This window comes from Pseudomonas sp. S1_G07, assembly GCF_054668565.1.
In genome coordinates, this window is the sequence record NZ_CP162778.1 from 3,381,784 (window position 1) to 3,403,445 (window position 21,662).

Below are 21,662 nucleotides of genomic sequence, written 5' to 3' on the forward strand. Positions count from 1 at the left end.
ATTTCGTAAAATAAAATAAGACTAATTGATCGAGGCAACCGTTATATGAGTACTGCACTGGCTGTTTATCCGGACCTTGAAGGTAAAACCGTGCTGGTGTCCGGGGGCGCTTCGGGCATCGGTGAGTTCATGGTGCGCGCCTTCGCTGCGCAGGGGGCCAAGGTGGGGTTCGTGGACCGTGCGCAAAGCCAGGGCGAACGCCTGGCGGCGCTGCTGAGCTCGAAAGGGCATACGGTGGAGTTCGTGTGCTGCGACATCACCGACGAGATCGGCTACCGGGCGGCGATCACGCGTTTTGAGCAGTCGCTGGGGCCGATTACGGTGCTGGTGAACAACGCCGCAAACGACGTACGCCATACCCTGGAAGAAGTCGACTCGGAGATGTTCGACCGGTTGATTGCGGTCAACCTCAAACACGCGTTTTTCGCCGCCAAGGCGGTGGCGCCCATGATGAAAAACGCCGGCGGCGGTTCGATCATCAACCTCGGTTCGGTCGGCTGGATGATGGCGTCTGCCGGCTATCCGGTGTACGCGGCCAGCAAAGCCGCTGCCCATGGCATGACCCGGGGCCTGGCGCGGGAGCTGGGCCCTCACCGTATCCGCGTCAATACGCTGGTACCCGGTTGGGTGATGACCGAAAAACAACTGGCTATGTGGGTGGACGATGCGGCCAAGGAACTCATCGCCCGCAGCCAGTGCATGCCCGGCAGCGTGATGCCGGAACACATCGCCAATATGGCGTTGTTCCTGGCCTCGGATGCCTCGGCGATGTGTTCGGCGCAGAACTTCATCGTTGACGGCGGCTGGGTTTAAAACGCGACTCTCAAGACCATGCAAATCAAGTGTGGGAGCGGGCCTGCTCGCGAAGGCGCTGGATCAGTCGATAACGCTGTTGACTGACACGCCGCCTTCGCGAGCAAGCCCGCTCCCACATGTTGGATGGCGGTGTTATTCGATCGGGTATTTCTTGAACGCCGGATGCTGCTCCAGCCGCTCGGCATGCCGTTGCAGGTTGGGAAACGCATCCGCCTTGACCACCGACGCCACGGTCAATTGGCTGAACGACCAGGCGACTGCCGCTGTAATCGACGCCTGGGTCAGTGCTTCGCTGTTCCCCAGTTGCTTGTCCAGCAGCGCATAGGCCGCGAGCAACTGGCCGGTCACGCGCTCAAGCCATGGCGCATGCAGCTTCTCGGCCGGGCGCAGGTTGTGCTCATAGACGATCTGCACGCTTTTCTCACAGGCTGCCAGGGCCAGGCCCAGAACGTGCAGGTCTTTGGCCAGTGCCGCAGGTTGCTGGGGCAGCAGCTTCCTGTCAGCCGGGGCCAAGGCTTCGAGGTAATCCAGGATCAGGCTGGAGTCCATCAACACCGTGCCATCGTCCAGCACCAGGGTAGGGGCCTTGACCACCGGGTTGATCTGCGCAAATTCGTTGAAGGTGCGGAACACGGACAGGGGGTCATGCACGAAATCCACCCCGTACAGGTCCAGGGAAATTGCCACGCGGCGCACGTAAGGCGAGTCCAGCATGCCGACCAGTTTCATGAAGCCTCCATTGCTATCAGGGTGATGAGCTCAAGAGATTAAGGGCACGCGGTCGCCCTGCGCAATTGTTGATACGCCTGCAGCCACTGTGCAATCGGTCGGCGAGGAGCCCTTCATGCCGGGCTCTTGAAGCCTTGGCGGCTGGCGCCCGGCGGTTGCCCGGTGATGCGTTTGTAGGCGCGACTGAAGGCGGCCTGGGAGGTATAGCCGAGGCGGTACGCCACTTCTTCGATGGGCAGGCGCTCCAGGGTCAGCCACTGGCTGGCGAGGCGCATGCGCAGTTCGGTCACGTAACGCAGCGGTGGAACCCCCAGGGTGGCCTGGAAACGATCCGCGAACACCGAGCGCGAGGTATGACAGTGCGCCGCCAGTTCGGCCACGCTCCAGTCGCGGCCCGGTTGCTGGTGCAGGGCGAGCAGGGCGCCTGCCAACCGGGTGTCGCGCAATGCGGCCGCCAGGCCCGACGCATTGGCGCAGGCGCATTCGACCCAGCCCCGCACGATCATCGCCGCCACCACATCGGCCAGGCGCGCGAGGATGCCGGCATAACCGATGCGGGCGCTGGCGACTTCGCGCTCCATCACCGCCAGGATCGGCATCAAGCCGGGGTAACGCTGGCCCCCTGCGTCGATCAGCATCAAGGCCGGCATCAGGTTGCCGAGCCCCTGGATGCTGTCGAGTTCGAACTCCATGCAGGCGCTGAACAGCAGGTTACTGGGGGGATCAAAGGGCGAGGCATTCACGGCGCAGACGGTATCGCCCAGCGGTGCGGCGTCGAAGCTGGCGATGTCCTGCACGGGGGCGTCCGGTTTGGATAACAGCGCATGGGCGCCACCGTGGGCGATAAACACCGCATTACCGGCCGACAACTCAAAGAGGCTGCCGTCCTGCATGCGCAGGGTCGCGCACCCGGCGGCCAGAAAATGGAAATAGGCATGGCCCGGCTTGGCCGCAAAGCTGATGCCGAACACCGGCCCGGCCTGGATGCGCCGGTACTGCACGCCGCGCAGGCGCATGCTGCGCAGCAGCTCATTGATCAGTTCGGAGGACAGGGTGAACGCGCTGTGGTCGGTCATCTTCGGGGTTTCGGTCAAAAACTCAAGGGTTTGAAGCATAGATCATCCTAGGGGCAAAACCTAGACTGGCCGTCACGCTAATGCTTGAGGATGTCTTGCGATGAATGATTGTGTGTCCCATGCCCCTGTCGATTGCAGGGCAGAACCGACCACACCGGCCTGGATGGCGGTGTTTTCCCTGGCGATGGGCGTGTTCGGCCTGCTCACGGCGGAGTACCTGCCGGCCAGCCTGTTGACGCCGATGGCCTTGGACCTGGGCGTGTCGGAAGCGTTGGCCGGGCAAGCCGTAACGGTCACCGCAGTGGTGGCCTTGTTCGCTGGTTTGCTGGTGCCTGGCCTGACACGCGGCATCGACCGCCGCCTGGTGCTGTTGGGGTTCTCCACGCTGATGATTGCGTCCAACCTGCTGGTGGCGCTCTCGTCCAGCCTCCTGGTGCTGTTGTTGATGCGCATCCTGCTGGGCATTGCCCTCGGCGGTTTCTGGAGCATGGCGGCAGCCGTTGCGATGCGCCTGGTACCCGCGGCGTTATTGCCGCGTGCGTTGTCGATCATCTTCAGCGGCATTGCGGTGGGCACTGTCGTCGCGGTGCCGCTGGGCAGCTACCTGGGTGACCTGTATGGCTGGCGCAGTGCATTTGTTGCGGCCGCCGCCGTTGGTGTGGTGACCTTGGCCTTCCAGCTGTTCACCCTGCCGCGCCTGGCACCCAGCGGCACCACGCGCCTGCGCACCGTGCTTGATGTACTGCTGCGCCCCGGCATTGCCATGGGCATGTTCGGCTGCGTGCTGGTGCACACCGGGCACTTCGCGCTGTTTACCTACATTCGCCCGTTTCTGGAAAGCAGCACCGGGGTCGGCACCCAAGGGTTGGCGTTGATGCTGCTGGGGTTTGGCGCGGCGAATTTTGTCGGCACGCTGCTGGCCGGATGGTTGCTGGTGCGCAACCCCCGTGGAACCCTGGTGCTGATGCCGGCCCTGGTGGGCGTCGCTGCGTTGGCCCTGGTGCTGCTGCCGGCATCGCTGCCGGGCCAGGCATTGCTCCTGGCGCTGTGGGGCATGGCCTTCGGCGGGGTACCGGTGGCGTGGTCGAACTGGGTGGCCCGTGCGGTGCCGGATCAGGCGGAAAGTGCCGGGGGCATGGTGGTGGCTTCGGTGCAATCGGCAATTGCGGCGGGTGCCGCTGGCGGGGGCGCGATGTTCAGTGCCACCGGCATCGATGGGGTATTTCTGGGCGCGGGTTGCTTGATGCTGCTGGCGGCCTTGTTGATCGGCCTGCGAGTGCAGGTGCCCCGGCAGGCTGCGACGGGGAGTGTGACGCGCCACCAATCTTTGGTTTAGTCTGAAGCGCTCAGCTGATCGCAAACGCCTCTGGAGCCATAAGCATGACCGATTACGTACCCCCGAAAGTCTGGACCTGGGACACCGAAAACGGCGGCACCTTCGCCAGTATCAATCGGCCCATCGCCGGCGCCACCCACGACAAGGCATTGCCGGTCGGCAAGCACCCACTGCAACTGTATTCCCTGGCCACGCCCAACGGGCAGAAGGTCACCATCCTGCTGGAAGAGCTGCTGGCCCTGGGGCACAGCGGTGCGGAATATGACGCCTGGCTGATCAAGATCGGCGACGGCGACCAGTTCGGCAGCGGCTTTGTGGCAGTCAACCCCAACTCGAAAATTCCCGCCTTGATGGACCACAGCGGCGCCACGCCGATTCGTGTGTTCGAGTCGGGCGCGATCCTGCAATACCTGGCCGAGAAGTTCGGCGCGTTCTTCCCCACCGAACCGGCGGCTCGCGCGGAGTGCCTGTCGTGGTTGTTCTGGCAGATGGGCAGCGCGCCGTACCTGGGTGGCGGTTTCGGGCATTTCTATGCCTATGCGCCGAGCAAGATGGAATACCCGATCAACCGCTTCGCCATGGAGACCAAACGCCAGCTGGACGTGCTCGACAAGCGCCTGGCGGTGAGCGAATACATTGCCGGCGATGAATACACCATCGCCGACATCGCCATCTGGCCGTGGTACGGCGGTTTGGTCAAAGGTCGCTTGTATGGGGCGGCGGAGTTTCTTGCCGTGCACGAATACAAGCACGTACAGCGCTGGGCGGACGCGATTGAAGCACGGCCGGCGGTGCAGCGTGGGCGGAGGGTGAACCGGGTGTCGGGAGACGACCAGGTGCCCGAACGCCATGATGCAAGTGACCTGGACTGAGGGCCAACGCTGTAAAAAGGTGGGAGGAGGCAAGTACCCTTCCACATTTTTAACTCGTTTCAGACAGTCGATAGCACGACCCTCCGATGATCGTTCCCACGCTCTGCGTGGAAATGCCTCCTGGGACGCTCTGCGTCCCGCCAGCGCTGCAAGTCTTGGCTGCTGCGCACAGGTGACGCAGAGCGTCACGGGCTGCATTCCCACGCGGGAGCGTGGGAACGATCTTTGATAGCGGTGGATCAGTCACAGATGTATCAACTGACCCACCCTCATCGGGGGCAAGCCTCCTCCCACATTGTCTAACCGTGTTTCAGGCAGTTGATAGAGCGATCCACCGTGGTCTTGGCAATCTCAAGCAAATGCCACACCGCCAGAATCTTGGCCCGTTCCGGGCTTTCCAGTTGCTCCCCGCAATCCAGCGCAGTCGCCGAAGCACTGTCGAGCAAACTGGCGGTGTAGAGCAGGGCGTCTTCGAAGCTCAGGTCTTCGTTGATGGCGTGAAAGCCTTGGGTGGGCAGGTAATGATCGATGGCGCGGTTGAAGGCGGCGCGGTCTTTGGCGGGGTCGTGAGGAGGATCGGGTAGGGCTTTGTTCATTGTGTTGCTCCTTGTGTGAATAGAAGCCAACACCTGTCGCGACTAAACGATGGGTGGCGGCTGTACACAGGTTAGTCGACCGGCCACAAGGAAATCCGGCGCACACGAAGGTGCCCTGCGCACAGCCACCATAAAACTACATGGACTATGCGCCTTGTGACATTCCGGGCGACTAAACCCGATCACTGAATTGGCAGTGACGGAGCGCAGACTAGCCATCGATTCCAGCAGGCACAAGGCGGCGAGGATTGTCTAGGAAACGTCCTGCAATTAAAAGGGAGCAGGCTTGCTGGCCCTTTACAAACCATGACAAAAGGCCAGCAACCATGATCAAGCCAACAAACCGCTGCTGACCGCCACAATCAGGAACACCCCCAGCAACGCACGGTAGATCACGAACGGCCAGGTGGAGAACCGCTCCAGGAATTTCATCAGGCCCCAGATCGCAAAAAACGCCGAGACGCTGGCCACCACCAAGCCGAACAGCAGGTGCGGCCAGGCGTGGGCCGGCAGGTCGGTGTGCAGCAACACCCACAGTTCTTTCAAGCCGGCGAGGGCGATGGCGGGCAGGCCCAGCAGGAAGGAAAAGCGTGCGGCTTCTTCGCGCTTGAAGTTGAGGAACAGCGCGGCGGTCAAGGTAGAACCGGAACGCGATACGCCGGGAATCAAAGCGCCAATCTGTGCAACGCCCACGATCAACGCATCGCGCAGGCGCATCTGGCTGACCTCGCGGGTATGCCGGGCGCGCACCTCGGCCACCGCCAGCAACACCGCCATGACGACGCAGGAAATACCAATCACCATCAACCCGCGCAGAGGCGAATTGCAGGCATTCAAGGTCGACGACAAGGCCAGGCCGGCAATGCAGATAGGAATCGTCGCCAGCACGATCGCCACCGCCAGCTTGAACCAGCGGTCGTTATAGTCGCCTCGGCGCACCGCACCGATGCTGCCTGTGGTCACCTGGCGTACATCGCGCCAGAAATAACTGACCACCGCCGCCAGCGCCGCCAACTGCATCGCCGCCGAAAACGCCGAGCCGGGGTCTTGCCAGCCGAGCAGGGCGGGTACCACGCGCATGTGGGCGGTGGAGGACACCGGCAACAATTCGGTAATGCCCTGGATCACCCCGAGAATAAAGATCTGCAGGTAATCCAGGGACGCAAAGCCCACATCCAGGCCGGCGGAACAGACGTTCGTCAAAATACGTGTCCTTGAGAAAAGGGGATTTCGGCGAAGTCTATTCGAAATGTTTCAGCGCTTAGGCAGGAGGCTACGGCTATTTGCGATTGGTTCAGCAAGTAGAAAGGTTCGCCGCTGTATTGGACTGTTCCGGCGATTTGTGAACAATGGCGCCCTGCGTTTTTTCACTGAGAGCCCCATGCCTGAAACAACTGTCGAACTGATCCAGACCGGCCCTGAAGAGGCCGAACTGATCCGCAACCTTTACCAGTATTACGCCTATGAGTCCTCGGACTGGGAGCAGGAAGATGTCGAGGCCGACGGCCGCTTCTACATCCACGACGAACACCTGGCCCGCTATTGGCAAGACCCGCGCTGGAGCGCCAACCTGCTGCTGGTCGATGGTTTTATCGCCGGTTTCCTGTTGATTGAGGACAGTGAAGTGTCGGGCATCGACGCGCTGGAGCTGGCCGACCTGTTCATCCTCAAGCGCTATCGCCGCAAAGGCATTGGCCGGGCCATCGCCACTCAGGTGCTGTGCAGCGGCGAGGCCAATTGGCTGGTGCGCTTTTATGATCAGGACGAAGTGTCCCAGGCGTTCTGGCGCTCGGTGCTGGATAACCTGCCGCGCCCGGTGCAGACGATTGAGCTTGAGGATGAGCCGCAGTTGGTGAGTTACCTGATCACGCGTGCGGCGCTGCATTAAACGCCTGCTGCATCGCCTGCGGCGGTTGCCCGAACGCGCGTAGAAACGCCTGGCGCATGCGCTCGCGATCGCCAAAGCCGGTTTCACGGGCCACCACTTCCACCGGGTGACGGCTGGTTTCCATCATCGCCCGCGCGGCTTCCACGCGCAGGGCTTCGATGGCCTTGGCCGGGGTTTGCCCGGTTTCTTCACGGAACACCCGGCTGAACTGGCGCGGGCTCAACCGGGCGACATCGGCCAGGGCGTCCACCGACAGGTCGTGAGTCAGGTTCTCGCGGGCGTAGGCCAGGGCCAGTTGCACGCGGTCGGACTTGGGGTCCAGCTCCAGCAGCGCCGACAATTGCGACTGCTCGCTGCCGCGACGCTGGGCAATCACCAGCTTGCGCGCGATGCGCCGGGCGAGGTCGCTGCCCAGGTCGTTCTCCACCATGGCCAGGGCCAGGTCCACGCCGGCGCTCATGCCGGCGCCGGTCCACACCTGGCCGTCCACCACGAACAACTTGTCGTCTTCCAGGCGGATATCCGGGTAGCGCTTGCGGAATGCCGGCGCGTGAATCCAGTGGGTGGTGGTGCGCTTGCCTTCGAGCAAGCCGGCTTCGGCCAGCACAAAGATGCCCATGCACAACGACGCGACGCGCCGCGATTGCGCCGAGGCGGCCTTGACCAGTTCCAGCAGGTTGGCCTCCGGCAGCCGAAACTCCAGGTAGCCGCTGACGATCAGCGTGTCATAGCCCTGGGGCCGAATCGGCGAGGTATTCACCGAAAACCCCTGGGACGTCATCACCGCGCCGCCGCTTTCCGACACCAGGTGAAACTCATAGGCCGCCTCGCCCCGCAGCAGGTTCGCGCACTCGAACACCGAGCCCAGGCTGAGGCTCAGGGATTGGAAGTTCGGGTAAACCATCAGCGCAACGCTGTGCATCGTCATTCTCCAGGCAGGGGGGCAGGGGATTGTCGGCGCGTGCCGGGTAAACGGCAACCGCCTTCGGGTCATGTCCGTAATCCTTGCGCATCTGACATTGTGAGGGCGTGGCCAGCCCCCTAACATTTCCTCAACGAACTAGACGACTGGTCTAATCGGACGGGATGAACAATGAACAGCGCAACCCAAGGTACACGGCAGGCCATTCTCGATGCGGCACAGGCGATTGTCGGCCGCAAAGGCTTTTCTGCGGTGGGCTTGAACGAAATACTTCACGCCGCCGAGGTGCCCAAAGGTTCGTTTTATCACTACTTCACCTCCAAAGATGGGTTCGGCGTGGTGTTGCTCGACACCTACTTCGACAACTATGTGCACGGCATGCAGCAACTGTTCGATCAGCCGGCCTTAACGTACTGCGCCAAGTTGATGCGCTATTGGCACGCCTGGATCGACAATCAGACCGGCTGCACCGAGGCGGGCAAATGCCTTGCCGTCAAACTCGGTGCCGAGGTGTCAGACCTTTCAGAGCCGATGCGATTGGCGCTGCAGCGCGGCACGTCACGCACCATCGAATTACTGGCGATTGCCCTGCAACGCGGCGTCGAAGACGGCTCGCTCACGCTTGGGCAGGCCCCGCAAAACCTGGCCCGGCGCCTGTATGCGTTGTGGTTGGGAGCCAGCGTCATGAGCAAGATATCCCGTACGTCCGCGCCTTTCGATGAGGCGCTGCTGCTGACCCTCCAGCTGTTGGGTCACCCTCAACACACTGACATTCACTGATCGAGGCACTGGAACATGAAAGTATTAATGGTACTGACCTCTCACGACCAGTTGGGCGACACCGGCCGTAAGACCGGCTTCTGGCTCGAAGAGTTTGCCGCACCCTATTACGCGTTCAAGGACGCCGGTGCCGAGGTGGTGCTGGCATCCCCGGCCGGTGGTCAGCCGCCGCTGGACCCGAAAAGCGACGAGGCGGATGCGCAAACCGAGCAGACCCACCGCTTTGCCGCCGACCCGGCCGCACAACAGGCCCTGGCCAACACGGTGAAGCTGGACACGCTCAACGCCGACGACTTCGACACCGTGTTCTACCCTGGCGGTCACGGCCCGCTGTGGGACCTGGCGGAGTCGCCTGCGTCCATTGCCTTGATCGAGTCCTTCGAGCGTGCCGGCAAGCCCATTGGCTTTGTGTGCCATGCACCGGGTGCCTTGCGTCACGTCAAGGCGGTCAATGGCGAGCCACTGATCAAGGGCCGTCGCGTCACCGGCTTCTCCAACTCCGAGGAAGACGCCGTCGGCCTGACAGCGGTGGTGCCGTTCCTGATTGAAAATGAATTCAAGCAGCTGGGTGGCAAATATGAGAAGGGTGCCGACTGGCAATCTTTCGTTCTGGTCGATGGCTTATTGGTCACTGGGCAGAATCCTGGCAGTTCCAGTGATGTCGCCAAGGCCCTGTTGAAACTCACCGCTTAAGTTAACGCTGCACTCTATTGATTGGCGACTCCTGAGAGTCGCCAATGCTTTTGCTCGTCCCGAATTTGGAATACCCCTATGACTCACAGCATTTTGAATACCCCGGTCACACTGGGACATCACCGCTTGAAAAACCGCGTGGTGCTGCCACCGCTGACGCGCCAACGCAGCGCCCAACCCGGGGATATCGCCACCGACCTGATGGCCGAGTACTACCGCCAGCGTGCCGGCGCCGGGTTCATGATCAGCGAGGGCACGCAGATCGAACCGCGTGGCCAGGGGTATGCGTGGACACCGGGGGTCTACAGCCCGGCGCAGATCGACGGCTGGCGCAAGGTCACCAATGCGGTGCATGCCGAAGGCGGGGTGGTCTTCGCCCAACTGTGGCATGTGGGGCGGGTGTCCCATAATGCCTTGCAGCCCGGCGGCGCCGCACCGGTGGCGCCTTCTGCGCTGCCGGCGTTGCAGGCCAAGGCCTTTATCGAAACCGGGCCAGGCGCGGGGGAACTGGTGCAGCCACCGGTGCCGCGTGCCTTGGCCACGCTGGAAATCGAGGAACTGGTCGGGTACTACGCACAAGCGGCGCGCAATGCGTTGGACGCCGGCTTCGACGGGGTGGAAATTCACTCGGCCAACGGCTACCTGGTCAACCAGTTCATCTCGGCCCATTCCAACACCCGTGACGATGAATACGGCGGCTCGCTGGAAAACCGCCTGCGCTTTTTGCGCGAGATCGTCGAGGCAGTGAGCAAGGTCGTCGGCCCGGAACACCTCGGCGTGCGTTTTTCACCGCTGTTCAGCGGCACCGATGAGGACCGCGTCTACATCGGCCTGGTGGAAGAAGACCCGCACCACACCTACATCGAAGCGATCAAAGTGCTGGAGGCGTCGGGCATCGCCTATGTCTCCATCGCCGAGGCCGACTGGGATAACGCCCCCGTACTGCCCGACAGTTTCCGTGAAGCCGTACGCAGCACCTTCAGCGGGCGCATCATCTACGCCGGGCGCTACACCGCCGAGCGCGGTGCGAAGCTGGTGGAGGCCGGGTTGGCGGATTTGATTGCATTCGGGCGGCCATTCATCGCCAACCCGGACCTGCCGCAACGGCTGTTCAACGGTTGGCCGTTGAACCCGCTGCGGGAAGAGGGGATGTATGGTGGGGATGAGGTCGGCTATACCGACTACCCTGCGTACCCCGGATAAAACATACGCATCTTCAAGATGCAGTCTGCCCATGTGGGAGCGGGCTTGCTCGCGAACGCGGTGTATCAGTCAGCAATGTCGGCGACTGGCACACTGCATTCGCGAGCAAGCCCGCTCCCACAGTTGATTGGGGTGTTTTGAGGTCAACTGACCCGCAACACAATCTTGCCGATATGGTCCCCACCTTCCATCCGCGCATGGGCCTGGGCGGCGTCGGTGTAGTCGTACACCTTGTCGATGATCGGCAGGCAGCGACCCGCCGCCAGCACCGGCCAGATGTACTCGCGCAGTTGCTCGGCAATCGCGGCTTTTTCTTCCCCGGTACGCGCGCGCAGCAACGAGCCGGTAATCACCGCGCGTTTGCCGAGGATGCTCAGCAGATCAACGTCGTTGGCCTTGGCGCCACCGAGGAAGCCCAGCATCACCAGATGCCCGTCCATGGCCAGGGCCTTGAGGTTATTGTTGAGGTAAGAGCCGCCCATGATGTCGAGGATCACGTCCACGCCCTGGCCGTTGGTCTGCTGGGCGATGACCTCGGCGAAGTCCTGCTCGCGGTAGTTGATCGGTTCAGCCCCCAGTTTGGCGATGGCGGCGCATTTGTCGGCGCTGCCGGCGGTGGCGAAGGCCTGGATGCCGAACTCGCGGCACAGCATCAGCGCAGTGGTGCCGATGCCACTGGTGCCGCCATGGATCAGCACCCGCTGGCCGGTGTGCGCATCGCCGAGGCCGAACAGGTTGGCCCACACGGTGAAGAAGGTTTCCGGCACGGCGGCGGCCTGCACCCAGTCCATGCCCTCGGGGATCGGCAGGGCCTGGCCGGCGGGGACCGCGCAGTACTGCGCATAGCCGCCGCCGTTGGTCAGCGCACACACCTTGTCACCCAGGCTGAAGGCCGACACGCCGTCGCCCAATGCCGCTACTTCACCGGCCACTTCCAGGCCGGGATACGGGCTCATGCCGGGTTTCATCGGGTACTTGCCTGCGCGTTGCAGGGCGTCGGGGCGGTTGACCCCGGCGGCATGCACGCGAATCAGGATCTCACCGGGGCCGGCCACCGGCAGGTCGACCTGGCGCGGTTGCAGCACCTCTGGGCCGCCAGGGGTGGTGATTTCAATCAGGGTCATGTCGTTAGGAAGCGTCATTTGAGAGTACCTGCAGCGATGAGCGTATGGGTTGGGACCGCAGCGAGCGGCCGGCGGTTCAGCAGGATCATGCATCGCCAGCCGGCACGGGGGAGTTAAGGTCAGCACACGCTTGCAATCTTGCGTGCCTCTGCGTGGACACAATCGAAGTCGATAACGTGTCAACCAACAGGGAGCGCATATGAACGAATCAAAATACCAGGATCAGGGGCTGTTGTTTCTGCGGGCGAGCGGAGCGTTGTTCCTGCTGTGGGTGCATGGCTTGCCCAAGGTGCTCAACTATAGCGAACAGCTGAAGCTGATCGAAGACCCGTTTCATTTGGGCGCCCACATTACTTTGCTGCTGGCGATTTTCGCCGAGGTGCTGTGCCCCGTATTGATCGTCGCCGGGGTACTGGTGCGCCTGGCATGCCTGCCGATCCTGGCGGTGCTGTTGATCGCCATGGTGGTGGTGCACCCGGAGTGGACGTTGTTTGAAGGGCAGTTCGGCTGGCTGCTGCTGATCATCTTTACCAGCGTGCTGATCGCCGGGCCGGGTCGCTTCACCCTGGGGCAGCGTTTTGCCTGAATAAAAAAGGGCCGGGCATGCCCGGCCAAATAAGGAGAGGGGTGGTGCAGTCGTTTCAGCGGTTCAGGAACGCCAGCAGGTCTTCATTCAGCGCCTGGGCATGGGTCACGGCAAACCCGTGGGGCGCATCCTTGTACACCTTCAGCTCGGCGCCCTTGATCATCTCGGCGGCGATTTTACCGGTGGTTTCGAACGGCACGATCTGGTCGCCATCGCCGTGGATCACCAGGGTCGGTACGTCGATCTTGGCCATGTCCGGGCGGAAGTCGGTTTCGGAGAACGCCGTGACGCAATCCACGGTCGACTTGAGGGAGGCCAGCATCGCGATCTGCAGGGTCTGGCTCAGGGTGCCAGCGGAGACGACCTGGCCCTTGTTGAGGCCGAAGAAGGGGGTGTTGAAGTCCGAGATGAACTGCGCGCGATCCTTGAGCAGGCCCGCCTCGATACCGGCGAACACGTCGGCCGGCACACCCTGCGGGTAATCCGGTTTCTGCCCGAAGATCGGCGTTACCGCACCCAGCAGCACCAGGCCGGCAACGCGGGCGCTGCCGTGGCGTGCAATGTAGCGGGCCACGTCACCGCCACCCATGGAGAAGCCCACCAGCGTCACGTCCTTGAGGTCCAGGTGTTCGATCAACTGGGCGATATCGTCGGCGAAGGTGTCGTAGTTGTTGCCGGTCCAAGGCTGGTCCGAGCGGCCAAAGCCACGGCGGTCAAACGCAATGGTGCGAAAGCCACGGCTGCTCAGGTATTGCATCTGGTATTCCCACATATCGGCATCCAGTGGCCAGCCGTGGCTGAACAGTACCGGCTTGCCGCTGCCCCAGTCCTTGAAGTAGATCTGGGTACCGTCTTTGGCAACGAATGTGCTCATGCAAAAACTCCTTGATAAGGGGTGGGTAAAATGCGGGATCACTATTGCTTTTAATCAGTGTTGCAGATTGTACGGGTGTGCTTGCTTGGGCCTACCAACTGAACTTGAGTTCGACGCCCAGGTAGTTGCTGTCTGCGCCGCCGGCATCACGCAGGGTTTGACCCACAGCATAGTGCACCGCCTCGACCGCGCCCGTGAGGTTGGGGGTGAAGCCATAGTCGGTGCGCAGTTGCGCGTAGGCGCCGGTCCAACGCTCACCTTGGCCTGCGGTGCCGGCCACCGGCAGGTTGGGCTGGGTGTACACCGCGTCTTCGGTGGTCTGGCGCCACAGCAGGCCGATCGCGGTTTGCACGCTGAGCTTGGCGATGGGCTTGACGGTGATCGATGGCTTGACGTGGATCAGGTTGCTGTAGCCGGTATAGCCCGCCAGGGAGAAGTAGTAGCCATTGGGGAACAGTGGGTTGAACGTGCCGAGGGTGCCGTCACCGGTCTTGCGGTCACCGGAGGCGATATCCAGTTGCAGGCCGATGCGCGGCTTCCAGGCCAGGCTGTCGAAGGTGTAGCCGGTGCGGCCGCCGCCGGCCCAGGCGCGAATGTCCTTGTGGCCGACCGAGCCGCTTTGCAGCATGGCTTCGATGTCCCAGTCAAACCCCATGGCCGCGCCGCCCAGGCGCGCGTCGAACAGCTGGCGGGTCTCGTCGCCGTCGGCATCCAGGTAATGCGCGGCGCTGCGTTCATACACGCCGTAGTAGGCCGACAGCTCGTTCTTGCCAGCCACCAGGCGCTCGACGCGCACCATGTGAAAACGCGCGTCGCTGTTGGACTTGTCGTCGAAGTGCCTGCCGTCCTGGTACTGCACCGGCTGGCTGGCGATGCCGATAAAGCGCCAGTTCGTGGTCTCCCAGTCAGCCCACAGCGCATCGAACGACTGCCGCACATTCGGGCCGTCGCGCGAAGAAATGAAGCGCTGCAGGTCGAAGGCGAAGTCCTGGCGCCCGACCCGTGCCTTGAACGTGCCGCTGTCGAAAGTATTGACGTACTCGGCAAACGCCAGGCGCAGGTCGACGCGGTTCTGGTCGGCGCCGCCGATGGTGGTCTTGTCGTACGCCCGCACATCTTCCAGCTGGGTAAACACCCGCCAGTGTTCATTCAAATGCAGGTCGGCGTGTACCTGGAAACGCTGGATCAGGTAGCGATCACGCTTCACGTTCTTCACGCCGAAGCCACTGGCGTCGTTCATCTCGAAACGCTCACGCAAGGTCGCCCCGAGCGACAGGTAGGTGTACGGGTTGGCGCCTGACAACGGGATGTACTTGAGGTTGTCCAGCGCTTGCGTGCGCAGCGCCGGGTTCTGCAAGACGGACCAGTCCTCCTGCCAGCGATTGGCCTTGATCACCGGCCGTGTCGCTTGCTCGTCGGCGTGGACGCTGCCGGCGAGCAGCGGCCACAGCACGGCCAGGCTCCAGCCTGTGCGGCGAATCATTTTGCGGCGTTGAGTTGGTGAATTTCCGCCACATACCCGCCCGGGAACTCAACCAGCGCGCTGCGACGACCCTTGCTGTCGAATGCCGGTACCACCACCTTGGCGCCGGAGCCGGTGGCTTTGCCCAGCGTGGCGCTCAGGTCGGCCACCTGGTAGCCGGTGGTTTCGTGGCCGAACGGGTAGGGCAGGTGGCCGTTGGTGACCAGTACCGCCATGCGCCCGAACGGCGACTCGATGTCGACACGCCGGTAGGTGCCATTGGCCTGGCCCACATCGATGCCCGGCGCGTGCTTGTTGTCGCCCAGCACCTTGCCGTGGGAGAAGCCCACGAACGCTTTGATAAAGGCGTCGGCCCGCTCGGCGCTGAGGTACACGCGGTTTTCCGGCACGGTCTGGAAGGCTGCATAGTCCGGGGTCTTGGTGTGCCAGTAGAGCTGCATGTTCACGCCGCCCGGCCATTGCACCACGGCATCACGCCCGATGGGGTCGGGGAAGTCGCTGACGATCACGGCGGCGCCGTTTTCGCGGGCGGCTTTGAGCGCGACGTCCAGATCCTTGACCAGGTAGCCATTGCGTTCCTGACCAAACGGGTGCGGGATGGGCGTGGTGAAGCCGAACAGCGACACCGTGCCCGCCGGTGTCTGCAACAGTTGCGAGGTGGTGCTGCTCGGCACCGGCAGCACATTCACCACCACCTGGGCCGTGCTCTTGCCGCCAAAGGTGGCGAGGAAGCTTTGGGCGAAACGGTCTACATCCGCCGGGGCGACATACACATGGCTGGTGTCATATTGCGGCGCTACGGCCACGCTCGGGGTTGCCGCGAAGGCATTGCCCATCATTGCGCTCGCCAGCAGCGTCAATGCCACGGATACCTTGAATGCTTTACTACGCATGCCCACTCTCCAACGCTTCTACGGGAAAGCCGTGAGGTTAGGGGCAGGGCGCCGGTGGGAATTGTACGCACGTGCTTGGTTGAACGATTCAGAGCGTTTGCTCAAGGGCGTTGTGGTTTGACCGACGTCCCGAACGTATTGCCCATGCGCACACCCGTGGCCGCCGGGGTGGATAAACCCACGGCATTGGGCTGGCGCTTCTCGACGGAAAGATTCTGGGCTTCGCGGTTTTTCTTCGCTGCCTTGGCCGCATTCGTGTCGTTGCCCATTTGTTGGCCCAGGCAGCCATAGTTGGGCGCTTTGTAGCCATCCACCGTGACCTCGGTGCAACCGCCGGGCGCTTTTTCGGCGTGGGCGAGCAAGGGCAGGGCGCTGCACAGCAACAGGCTGGCGAGGGTCGGGAGCAGTTTCATCAGGGTCTCCTGGCAGGCCGGAAAGGAGTGGCCGTTAAGGCTTGAAAGTGTAGTGCAGCGGGTCTCCCGTCACCGTGATGTTTTTTTTGCTATCACCGTAACATCAGGTTCATAAATTGGCCTCAGGATGACGGTTTTCTAGGGCGCGTCGGCCGTGCAGCGAGGCAAAGCAGCAGGTGAACAGAGAGGCTGGAGGCGCGGCGTATGCGTCCTGGTCTTGCTGTTGCTGCTGGCCGGCGTTCGCACCGCGCGGGCTGAGTCACCGGTACTGTCGTTGAACCTGCCGGCGCAAGACCTGGAACATGCACTGCAAGCCTACAGCCGCGCCACCGGCATGGCGGTGCTGGTCGACCGCGACCTCACGCGGGGCCGGCGTTCCATCAGTGTGCGCGGACGTTTTACGGCGCAGGAGGCTCTGGCGATGTTGCTGACGGGGAGTGGCCTGATGGCGCGTTATGCACGCAGTGACGCGTTCACCTTGCAGTTGCCCGAGGTCAACCCACCGCCTGCAACCCGGGGCGCAGCGTCGCGACAGGCAGCACGGATCAACAACAGCTACGCCACGGCCTTGCAGCAGGCCATCGAGACCAGCCTGTGCCGCTCGCCGCTGACCCGCCCCGGCAGTTTCCGGGCGCTGGTGCAGGTGTGGGTCAACCCGCAAGGGCGGGTCGAACACAGCCGGCTGGTCAGTTCCACCGGTGATGAACAACGCGATGAAGCACTGGTGCGCAGCCTGGCAACGGCGCGGGTGGAACGCCCCGCGCCGAGCTCGCTGCGCCAACCGCTGACTTTACTTTTGATGCCTGACACAGCAGGAACACGCATGGACTGCACAGCCGTAAAGGGAGCCTCGGAGGGATGAAAAATACCGGGCGGAGCACGATGGTCAGCTTGTTCCTGGCCTCCTACGAAGACTTCAAGGTGCGTTTGCGCAAGCGCCTGGGCTCGGAGGACCTGGCCAACGACGTCCTGCACGAAACCTACCTGCGCGTCGATCGCATGGACGTGCCGCCGAACCTGGCGCAGCCCAACGCCTACCTGTACCGCATGGCCCTGAACATCGCCGCCGATCGCCGCCAGGCCGACGCCCGTTTGCTCACTGGCAGCGAGGTCGAAGAGTTGCTGCAAAGTGCCGACGAGGCCCAGGACCCGTCGCGGGTGGTGGGCGGCCAGAAAGACATCCAATCCCTGGTCAAGGCCCTCTACGAACTGCCGGCACGCCGGCGCAAGATCCTCATCGCCGCGCGCCTGGAAGAGGCGCCGCACCTGGAAATCTCCCAGCGTTTCGGCATTTCCACGCGCATGGTCGAGAAGGAAATCAAGGCTGCCCTGGGCCACTGCGCCAAGCGCCTTGAAAGAAAAGTGATTCAGCGGTTCGGTCCCGGGGCCGGAAAACCGTCTTAGTGTTGAGTCCCTGATAAATCCGTGAGTATGTGTGCGCTTGAATATCTTTAGCCTCTCCACCGCCCGGCAATCCACCGCCAGCCCCCTGCACGATGAAGCCCGCGACTGGCTGGTGTTGCTGACCTCGGGCCGCGCCACCGTGGCCGATGCCAAAGCGCTCAAAGCCTGGTGCGCCCAGAGCCCGGAGCATGCCCAGGCATTCGAACAGGCCAAGGCGCTGTGGCAACACATGGGCGCGGCGGTCGAGCAGGCGCAGCGCCCGCATCACTTTGGCCGGCGTGCGTTTCTTGGCGCAGCGCTTGCCGCCTCGGCGGCCGTGGTGATGGTGCGCGTCGGCGTGCCCGGTGGCTTCGCGGGGCTGACGGCGGACTATCGCACGGAGGTCGGCGAGCAGCGCCAGGTGCTGTTGAGCGACGGCGTGAGCCTAGAGCTCAATACGCAGACGCGCATCAGCCGCGTGGGGCAGGGGATTGAATTGCTCGAAGGTGAAGTGGAGGTGGTCGCCCACCTCGCGCGGCCGCTCAAGGTCCAGGCCGGTGAGGGCTGGGTGAGTGCGGCGCAAGCGCGGTTCAATGTGCGTCATACCGATCAGACGGTCTGCGTCACCTGTATCGACGGCTCGCTGTCGGTGGACGTTGCCGGCAACAGCATCAGCCTGGGCAGTGGCCGCCAACTGAGTTATGGCGCGGCCGGGGTGACTGAAGTAACCACCGTGGATACGCAGGCGGTGGTGGCCTGGCGTGAACAAGTGCTGGTCTTCAACAACGCGACGCTGGCGACGGTGGTGGATGAGATCAACCGCTACCGGCCGGGGATGCTGGTGCTGCTCAACAAGGAGCTGGGCCAGCGCCGGGTACAGGCGCGGTTCAGTCTGCAGCAGCTGGCGGGGGTGGCGTTGTTGATTCGGGATGCGTATGGGGCCAAGTGTACGGAGTTGCCCGGTGGCGTGGTGCTGCTGAGCTGACCCCGAGACTGACCGGAGCGGTTTTCTGTGGGCGCTGGCTTGCCTGCGATGGCGGTGTGTCAGGCGAGTATTTTGTTAGATCAGACCGGGTACATATCCGTTACTGCGGTAACGGCGGCTATTGGTTCCGCTCTTACAGCGGGTCACTTTTGGAAGAGCGCCAAAAGTAACCAAAAACGCTTCGCCCCACCACTCGGCACCTCGCCCAGGCTCGGTGTGCCCGTAATCCGACATTGATTTGGGGGGCCGCCGCCACGCGCCATCCATGGCGCGGGGCGGCTAAACCGGCATCCCTGCCGGTTTACCCCCCCAAATCAATATCGGATTACGGCCAGCGTGGTTTGACGGGGCGCCTGAGATCAAGATCAAGATCAAAAGCAAGATCAAGATCAAGAGCGGCTCGCTTCGCATCGTGGTTAGCGTTGGCTGCTACAAAGTGGTGTAGATACTTATCGCCATCGCAGGTAAGCCAGCTTCTACAGGGGGGTGTGTTACTTCAATGGTCCCACCACCTGGCGATATTGCTCCACCCCCTGCGGGGTCTGCCGTACCAGGCTGATCTCCAGCCCCAGTGGGTCCTCGCGCCGGTTTCCGCTCAACTGCCGCCAGCCCTTGTCTGCGTCCCATACCCGCAGCCGCACCTCACTGACGCCGGTCAACACTGCTACCCCGTCCTTCGCCGCGGGTAACGGAAAGCGGTTCCTCGCGGGTGCCGCGGCGCGATACAGGCTGTCGCCCTTGAGCCACCAGCGCACCCGTTGCAGGCCATCCCCGGCGACCGGTGCGCTGCGAATCACATCCAGCCGAAACCCGTTGTTATCCGAACTGCGGACCGTTACGGCGGCGAGCCCTGCGACGTCGTCTTTCGGCACGCTCAGTTCGACGCTGGCGCGCAGGCTGATGTCGCGTTGCATCTGGTTCAGGGCGCGCAACAGCATTTCGCTCTGTTCGGTACTCGCCTGCAGGTGCTGATCTGCCCGAGTCACGCTGTCGAGACCGCGCCAGGCGATCAGGCAGACCACGGCCATCAGCATGATCGCCACCATCACTTCGATCAGGGTGAAGCCTTGCTGGGATGGGTTCATGGCTGGCTCACCACGCGCATCAGGCCTGCTGCGTCGCGTTGCAGGCTGAGGCGGTGTTGCCCGTCCGACAGCTCCACGCGCACGGGTGGGTTGATCCATTCGGCGTCGAGCACCAGCGTCTGCCGGGGTTCGATGCTGATTTGCATTGGCGTGCTCTCCCATAAGCGCGGGCGCAGTTGGGCGTCGCCCTGGAACGCTTCGATACCCGCCCCGTCGTCGCGGCGACGGTTGAAACGAAAACCCTTGGCGTCGGCGCGCCAGGTAATCGGGCGGCCGTCGGCGCGGGCTTCGGCCTGGGCCACTTGGAGCAATTGGCTGAGGCGTTCGGCATCCTTGCGCAGCAGGTGCAGCGGGTCGGGCTTGATGGTCAGGCTGATGGCGGCGCTGGCGATGCCGATGATCACCAGCACCACCATCAGCTCGATCAGGGTGAAGCCTTGCTGTTTCATCGAGGGTTACCCGTTGAACTGGTGAGGTTGTGAAATAAAAACGTGCGAATTGAGCGGTAGGCTGATGCAACGGACAAACAGGAGGTCCTGCTCATGGCATTCATCCATCGTTTTTCACTCGCCCACGGCGTGCAACTGGTGGCGTTATTGGTGGCCTTGGCCGGCGTGGGGGTGTGGACGCCCCTGCTGCTCACCTCCGCCGAGTCCCACACCCCCCAAGCCGTCCCACAGGCCGTGGCGGCGCGCAGCGATAACCCGGCGCTGCAATGGTTTGCCAATACGCCGACGGCGTTGCAGGTCAAGGTGACCGGTGTGCTGGCCGGCGCGCGCGGCGCGGTGGCGATCCTCAGCCTCAACGACGGCCCGCCGCGCAGCTTTCTATTGGGTGAACGCCTTAGCCCTGGCGTGCGCCTGACCGCTATCGAAGGCGACGGCGTGGAGATTGAACGCGGCGGCGAAAAGCACCGCGTCAACCTCGACAAGCTGCCGCAGGCCCCTGCATTGCCGCGTCTCACTCGGCCATGACCTGAGTGGCCAGGCGCGCCAGGGGCGGCGCCTCGCGGCTGGCGTCCAGCACCTGCACCGACACCTGAAACAGCGGGCCGTCGGCGCTGACGGTTTGCTCGCAACGCAGCTTCAAGCGCCCTTGATCACACGTGAAGGTCTTTTTGCCGCTGCGCAAGTGGCCCTCCAGACGCATTTGCGCCAGCTGACTCTGGGCCGCCAGCAACGCCATCGCTTTGTCGCGCAGCAGGCCGTTGCTCTGGGTCATCAACCCGGCCACGCGCACGGCGGCGGCCATGGCCACGGCAATGATCGCCAGCGCCACCAGCACTTCGATCAGGGTAAAACCTTGCTCGTTACGACGGCCGTACATGGTCTGCTCAACGCCGGGAAACAAGCCCGCAGACTAGCGCCGGCAGTTGACCGATTGGCGACCGAACCTCCCGAGGATTTTCAATACGACTGACATGTGTTCTTGCAACACTGCGCCACGAAATGCACTCAACCCAAGGATTGTCGAGATGGATATCGCGCGCCTAACGTCCCCATTGCCAGGCCCTCGCGGCCAGCGTGGTTTCACCCTGATCGAGATCATGGTGGTGGTGGTTATCCTCGGGATCCTGGCGGCGATGGTGGTGCCCAAGGTTCTCGACCGGCCGGACCAGGCGCGGGCCACGGCGGCCAAACAGGACATCGGCGGCTTGATGCAGGCGCTGAAACTCTACCGCCTCGACCACGGTACTTACCCGAACATGAACCAGGGTTTGAAAGTACTGGTGGAGCGCCCGGCGGATGCCAAGAACAGCAACTGGCGCGCCTACCTCGACCGCCTGCCCAACGACCCCTGGGGCCACCCTTACCACTACCTCAACCCAGGCGCCAACGGTGAGGTCGATGTGTTTTCACTGGGCGCCGACGGCCAACCGGATGGCGATGGCGTGAATGCCGATATTGGCTCCTGGCAGTTGTAAG

Annotated in this window: 26 protein-coding genes; 13 read left to right on the forward strand and 13 right to left on the reverse strand. The window is 62.9% G+C overall.

The window, feature by feature from the left end:
- The first annotated feature begins 45 nt into the window (after positions 1 to 45).
- Entirely contained in the window at positions 46 to 813 is a 768-nt protein-coding gene (locus tag AB4O05_RS15660; protein ID WP_460136720.1) for an SDR family NAD(P)-dependent oxidoreductase, read from the forward strand.
- A gap of 135 nt (positions 814 to 948) precedes the next feature.
- Here the strand turns inward: AB4O05_RS15660 and AB4O05_RS15665 are convergent, their stop codons facing one another.
- Positions 949 to 1,545 (reverse strand): glutathione S-transferase, encoded by a 597-nt coding sequence (locus tag AB4O05_RS15665; RefSeq protein WP_460136719.1) that lies wholly within the window; start codon positions 1,543 to 1,545, stop codon positions 949 to 951.
- 113 nt (positions 1,546 to 1,658) lie between these two features.
- Complete coding sequence (locus AB4O05_RS15670) at positions 1,659 to 2,660, reverse strand: cupin domain-containing protein (RefSeq protein WP_460136718.1); 1,002 nt, start codon at positions 2,658 to 2,660, stop codon at positions 1,659 to 1,661.
- Positions 2,661 to 2,721: 61 nt separating this feature from the next.
- Between AB4O05_RS15670 and AB4O05_RS15675 the strand changes: the two genes are divergently transcribed.
- Positions 2,722 to 3,957: an MFS transporter gene (locus AB4O05_RS15675; RefSeq protein ID WP_460136717.1), complete on the forward strand. Its 1,236-nt coding sequence runs from the start codon at positions 2,722 to 2,724 to the stop codon at positions 3,955 to 3,957.
- A 44-nt stretch (positions 3,958 to 4,001) separates the two neighbouring features.
- Positions 4,002 to 4,829, forward strand: coding sequence for a glutathione-dependent disulfide-bond oxidoreductase (yghU, locus tag AB4O05_RS15680; protein WP_460136716.1), 828 nt, complete (start codon positions 4,002 to 4,004; stop codon positions 4,827 to 4,829).
- A 299-nt stretch (positions 4,830 to 5,128) separates the two neighbouring features.
- On the opposite strand, the gene AB4O05_RS15685 is transcribed toward yghU, so the two are convergent.
- Together AB4O05_RS15685 and AB4O05_RS15690 are read right to left on the reverse strand one after the other, a co-directional pair.
- Positions 5,129 to 5,425 (reverse strand): DUF6124 family protein, encoded by a 297-nt coding sequence (locus AB4O05_RS15685; RefSeq protein WP_460136715.1) that lies wholly within the window; start codon positions 5,423 to 5,425, stop codon positions 5,129 to 5,131.
- A gap of 330 nt (positions 5,426 to 5,755) precedes the next feature.
- On the reverse strand, positions 5,756 to 6,628 hold the full coding sequence (locus AB4O05_RS15690) for an undecaprenyl-diphosphate phosphatase (RefSeq protein WP_460136714.1): 873 nt from the start codon (positions 6,626 to 6,628) through the stop codon (positions 5,756 to 5,758).
- A gap of 178 nt (positions 6,629 to 6,806) precedes the next feature.
- On the opposite strand from AB4O05_RS15690, the gene AB4O05_RS15695 reads away from it, so the two are divergent.
- Positions 6,807 to 7,313: a GNAT family N-acetyltransferase gene (locus tag AB4O05_RS15695; protein ID WP_460136713.1), complete on the forward strand. Its 507-nt coding sequence runs from the start codon at positions 6,807 to 6,809 to the stop codon at positions 7,311 to 7,313.
- Here AB4O05_RS15695 and AB4O05_RS15700 read toward each other — a convergent pair.
- Positions 7,291 to 8,235: a GlxA family transcriptional regulator gene (locus AB4O05_RS15700; protein WP_460136712.1), complete on the reverse strand. Its 945-nt coding sequence runs from the start codon at positions 8,233 to 8,235 to the stop codon at positions 7,291 to 7,293. The genes AB4O05_RS15695 and AB4O05_RS15700 overlap by 23 nt on opposite strands.
- A 171-nt stretch (positions 8,236 to 8,406) precedes the next feature.
- Between AB4O05_RS15700 and AB4O05_RS15705 the strand changes: the two genes are divergently transcribed.
- From AB4O05_RS15705 to AB4O05_RS15715, 3 genes are all read left to right on the forward strand, one after another.
- A complete protein-coding gene (locus AB4O05_RS15705) occupies positions 8,407 to 9,015 on the forward strand; it encodes a TetR/AcrR family transcriptional regulator (protein ID WP_460136711.1) in 609 nt (202 codons plus the stop codon).
- A 15-nt stretch (positions 9,016 to 9,030) separates the two neighbouring features.
- Positions 9,031 to 9,708 carry a type 1 glutamine amidotransferase domain-containing protein gene (locus AB4O05_RS15710; protein ID WP_460136710.1) on the forward strand — a complete coding sequence of 226 codons (678 nt, stop codon included), beginning with the start codon at positions 9,031 to 9,033 and terminating at the stop codon, positions 9,706 to 9,708.
- 78 nt (positions 9,709 to 9,786) lie between these two features.
- Positions 9,787 to 10,911, forward strand: coding sequence for an alkene reductase (locus AB4O05_RS15715; RefSeq protein ID WP_460136709.1), 1,125 nt, complete (start codon positions 9,787 to 9,789; stop codon positions 10,909 to 10,911).
- Between the two features lie 143 nt (positions 10,912 to 11,054).
- Here the strand turns inward: AB4O05_RS15715 and AB4O05_RS15720 are convergent, their stop codons facing one another.
- Positions 11,055 to 12,053 carry an NAD(P)H-quinone oxidoreductase gene (locus AB4O05_RS15720; RefSeq protein WP_460136708.1) on the reverse strand — a complete coding sequence of 333 codons (999 nt, stop codon included), beginning with the start codon at positions 12,051 to 12,053 and terminating at the stop codon, positions 11,055 to 11,057.
- A gap of 181 nt (positions 12,054 to 12,234) precedes the next feature.
- Here AB4O05_RS15720 and AB4O05_RS15725 point away from each other — a divergent pair, with 181 nt between their 5' ends.
- Entirely contained in the window at positions 12,235 to 12,621 is a 387-nt protein-coding gene (locus AB4O05_RS15725; RefSeq protein WP_460136707.1) for a DoxX family protein, read from the forward strand.
- A 55-nt stretch (positions 12,622 to 12,676) separates the two neighbouring features.
- Here the strand turns inward: AB4O05_RS15725 and AB4O05_RS15730 are convergent, their stop codons facing one another.
- The 4 genes from AB4O05_RS15730 to AB4O05_RS15745 all read right to left on the reverse strand — a co-directional run bounded on the left by AB4O05_RS15730 (position 12,677) and on the right by AB4O05_RS15745 (position 16,284).
- Positions 12,677 to 13,495 carry an alpha/beta fold hydrolase gene (locus tag AB4O05_RS15730; RefSeq protein WP_460136706.1) on the reverse strand — a complete coding sequence of 273 codons (819 nt, stop codon included), beginning with the start codon at positions 13,493 to 13,495 and terminating at the stop codon, positions 12,677 to 12,679.
- A 91-nt stretch (positions 13,496 to 13,586) separates the two neighbouring features.
- Positions 13,587 to 14,978 carry an alginate export family protein gene (locus tag AB4O05_RS15735; RefSeq protein ID WP_460136705.1) on the reverse strand — a complete coding sequence of 464 codons (1,392 nt, stop codon included), beginning with the start codon at positions 14,976 to 14,978 and terminating at the stop codon, positions 13,587 to 13,589.
- Positions 14,975 to 15,871: a VOC family protein gene (locus tag AB4O05_RS15740; RefSeq protein WP_460136704.1), complete on the reverse strand. Its 897-nt coding sequence runs from the start codon at positions 15,869 to 15,871 to the stop codon at positions 14,975 to 14,977. The genes AB4O05_RS15735 and AB4O05_RS15740 overlap by 4 nt, the downstream gene beginning before the upstream one ends.
- Positions 15,872 to 15,972: 101 nt before the next feature.
- Positions 15,973 to 16,284: a hypothetical protein gene (locus AB4O05_RS15745; RefSeq protein WP_460136703.1), complete on the reverse strand. Its 312-nt coding sequence runs from the start codon at positions 16,282 to 16,284 to the stop codon at positions 15,973 to 15,975.
- 217 nt (positions 16,285 to 16,501) lie between these two features.
- Here AB4O05_RS15745 and AB4O05_RS15750 point away from each other — a divergent pair, with 217 nt between their 5' ends.
- The 3 genes from AB4O05_RS15750 to AB4O05_RS15760 are packed head-to-tail and all read left to right on the forward strand — an operon-like array spanning position 16,502 to position 18,652.
- Positions 16,502 to 17,146, forward strand: coding sequence for a TonB family protein (locus AB4O05_RS15750; RefSeq protein ID WP_460136702.1), 645 nt, complete (start codon positions 16,502 to 16,504; stop codon positions 17,144 to 17,146).
- Positions 17,143 to 17,688 carry an RNA polymerase sigma factor gene (locus tag AB4O05_RS15755; protein ID WP_460136701.1) on the forward strand — a complete coding sequence of 182 codons (546 nt, stop codon included), beginning with the start codon at positions 17,143 to 17,145 and terminating at the stop codon, positions 17,686 to 17,688. Before AB4O05_RS15750 ends, AB4O05_RS15755 begins: the two co-directional genes overlap by 4 nt.
- Before the next feature lie 37 nt (positions 17,689 to 17,725).
- Positions 17,726 to 18,652, forward strand: a complete 927-nt coding sequence (locus AB4O05_RS15760; RefSeq protein ID WP_460136700.1) for a FecR family protein — start codon at positions 17,726 to 17,728, stop codon at positions 18,650 to 18,652.
- A 491-nt stretch (positions 18,653 to 19,143) separates the two neighbouring features.
- Here the strand turns inward: AB4O05_RS15760 and AB4O05_RS15765 are convergent, their stop codons facing one another.
- Positions 19,144 to 19,737, reverse strand: coding sequence for a prepilin-type N-terminal cleavage/methylation domain-containing protein (locus AB4O05_RS15765; RefSeq protein ID WP_460136699.1), 594 nt, complete (start codon positions 19,735 to 19,737; stop codon positions 19,144 to 19,146).
- The gene (gspH, locus tag AB4O05_RS15770; protein ID WP_460136698.1) at positions 19,734 to 20,186 is read right to left on the reverse strand and encodes a type II secretion system minor pseudopilin GspH; all 453 of its coding nucleotides are present in this window, start codon (positions 20,184 to 20,186) and stop codon (positions 19,734 to 19,736) included. Before gspH ends, AB4O05_RS15765 begins: the two co-directional genes overlap by 4 nt.
- A gap of 93 nt (positions 20,187 to 20,279) precedes the next feature.
- Between gspH and AB4O05_RS15775 the strand changes: the two genes are divergently transcribed.
- On the forward strand, positions 20,280 to 20,711 hold the full coding sequence (locus AB4O05_RS15775) for a type II secretion system protein N (RefSeq protein WP_460136697.1): 432 nt from the start codon (positions 20,280 to 20,282) through the stop codon (positions 20,709 to 20,711).
- On the opposite strand, the gene gspI is transcribed toward AB4O05_RS15775, so the two are convergent.
- Positions 20,698 to 21,063: a type II secretion system minor pseudopilin GspI gene (gene gspI / locus AB4O05_RS15780; RefSeq protein WP_460136696.1), complete on the reverse strand. Its 366-nt coding sequence runs from the start codon at positions 21,061 to 21,063 to the stop codon at positions 20,698 to 20,700. The two genes, AB4O05_RS15775 and gspI, sit on opposite strands and share 14 nt — an antisense overlap.
- Positions 21,064 to 21,211: 148 nt before the next feature.
- Here gspI and gspG point away from each other — a divergent pair, with 148 nt between their 5' ends.
- Positions 21,212 to 21,661 carry a type II secretion system major pseudopilin GspG gene (gene gspG / locus AB4O05_RS15785; RefSeq protein ID WP_460136695.1) on the forward strand — a complete coding sequence of 150 codons (450 nt, stop codon included), beginning with the start codon at positions 21,212 to 21,214 and terminating at the stop codon, positions 21,659 to 21,661.
- The last annotated feature ends 1 nt before the right edge of the window (position 21,662 follow it).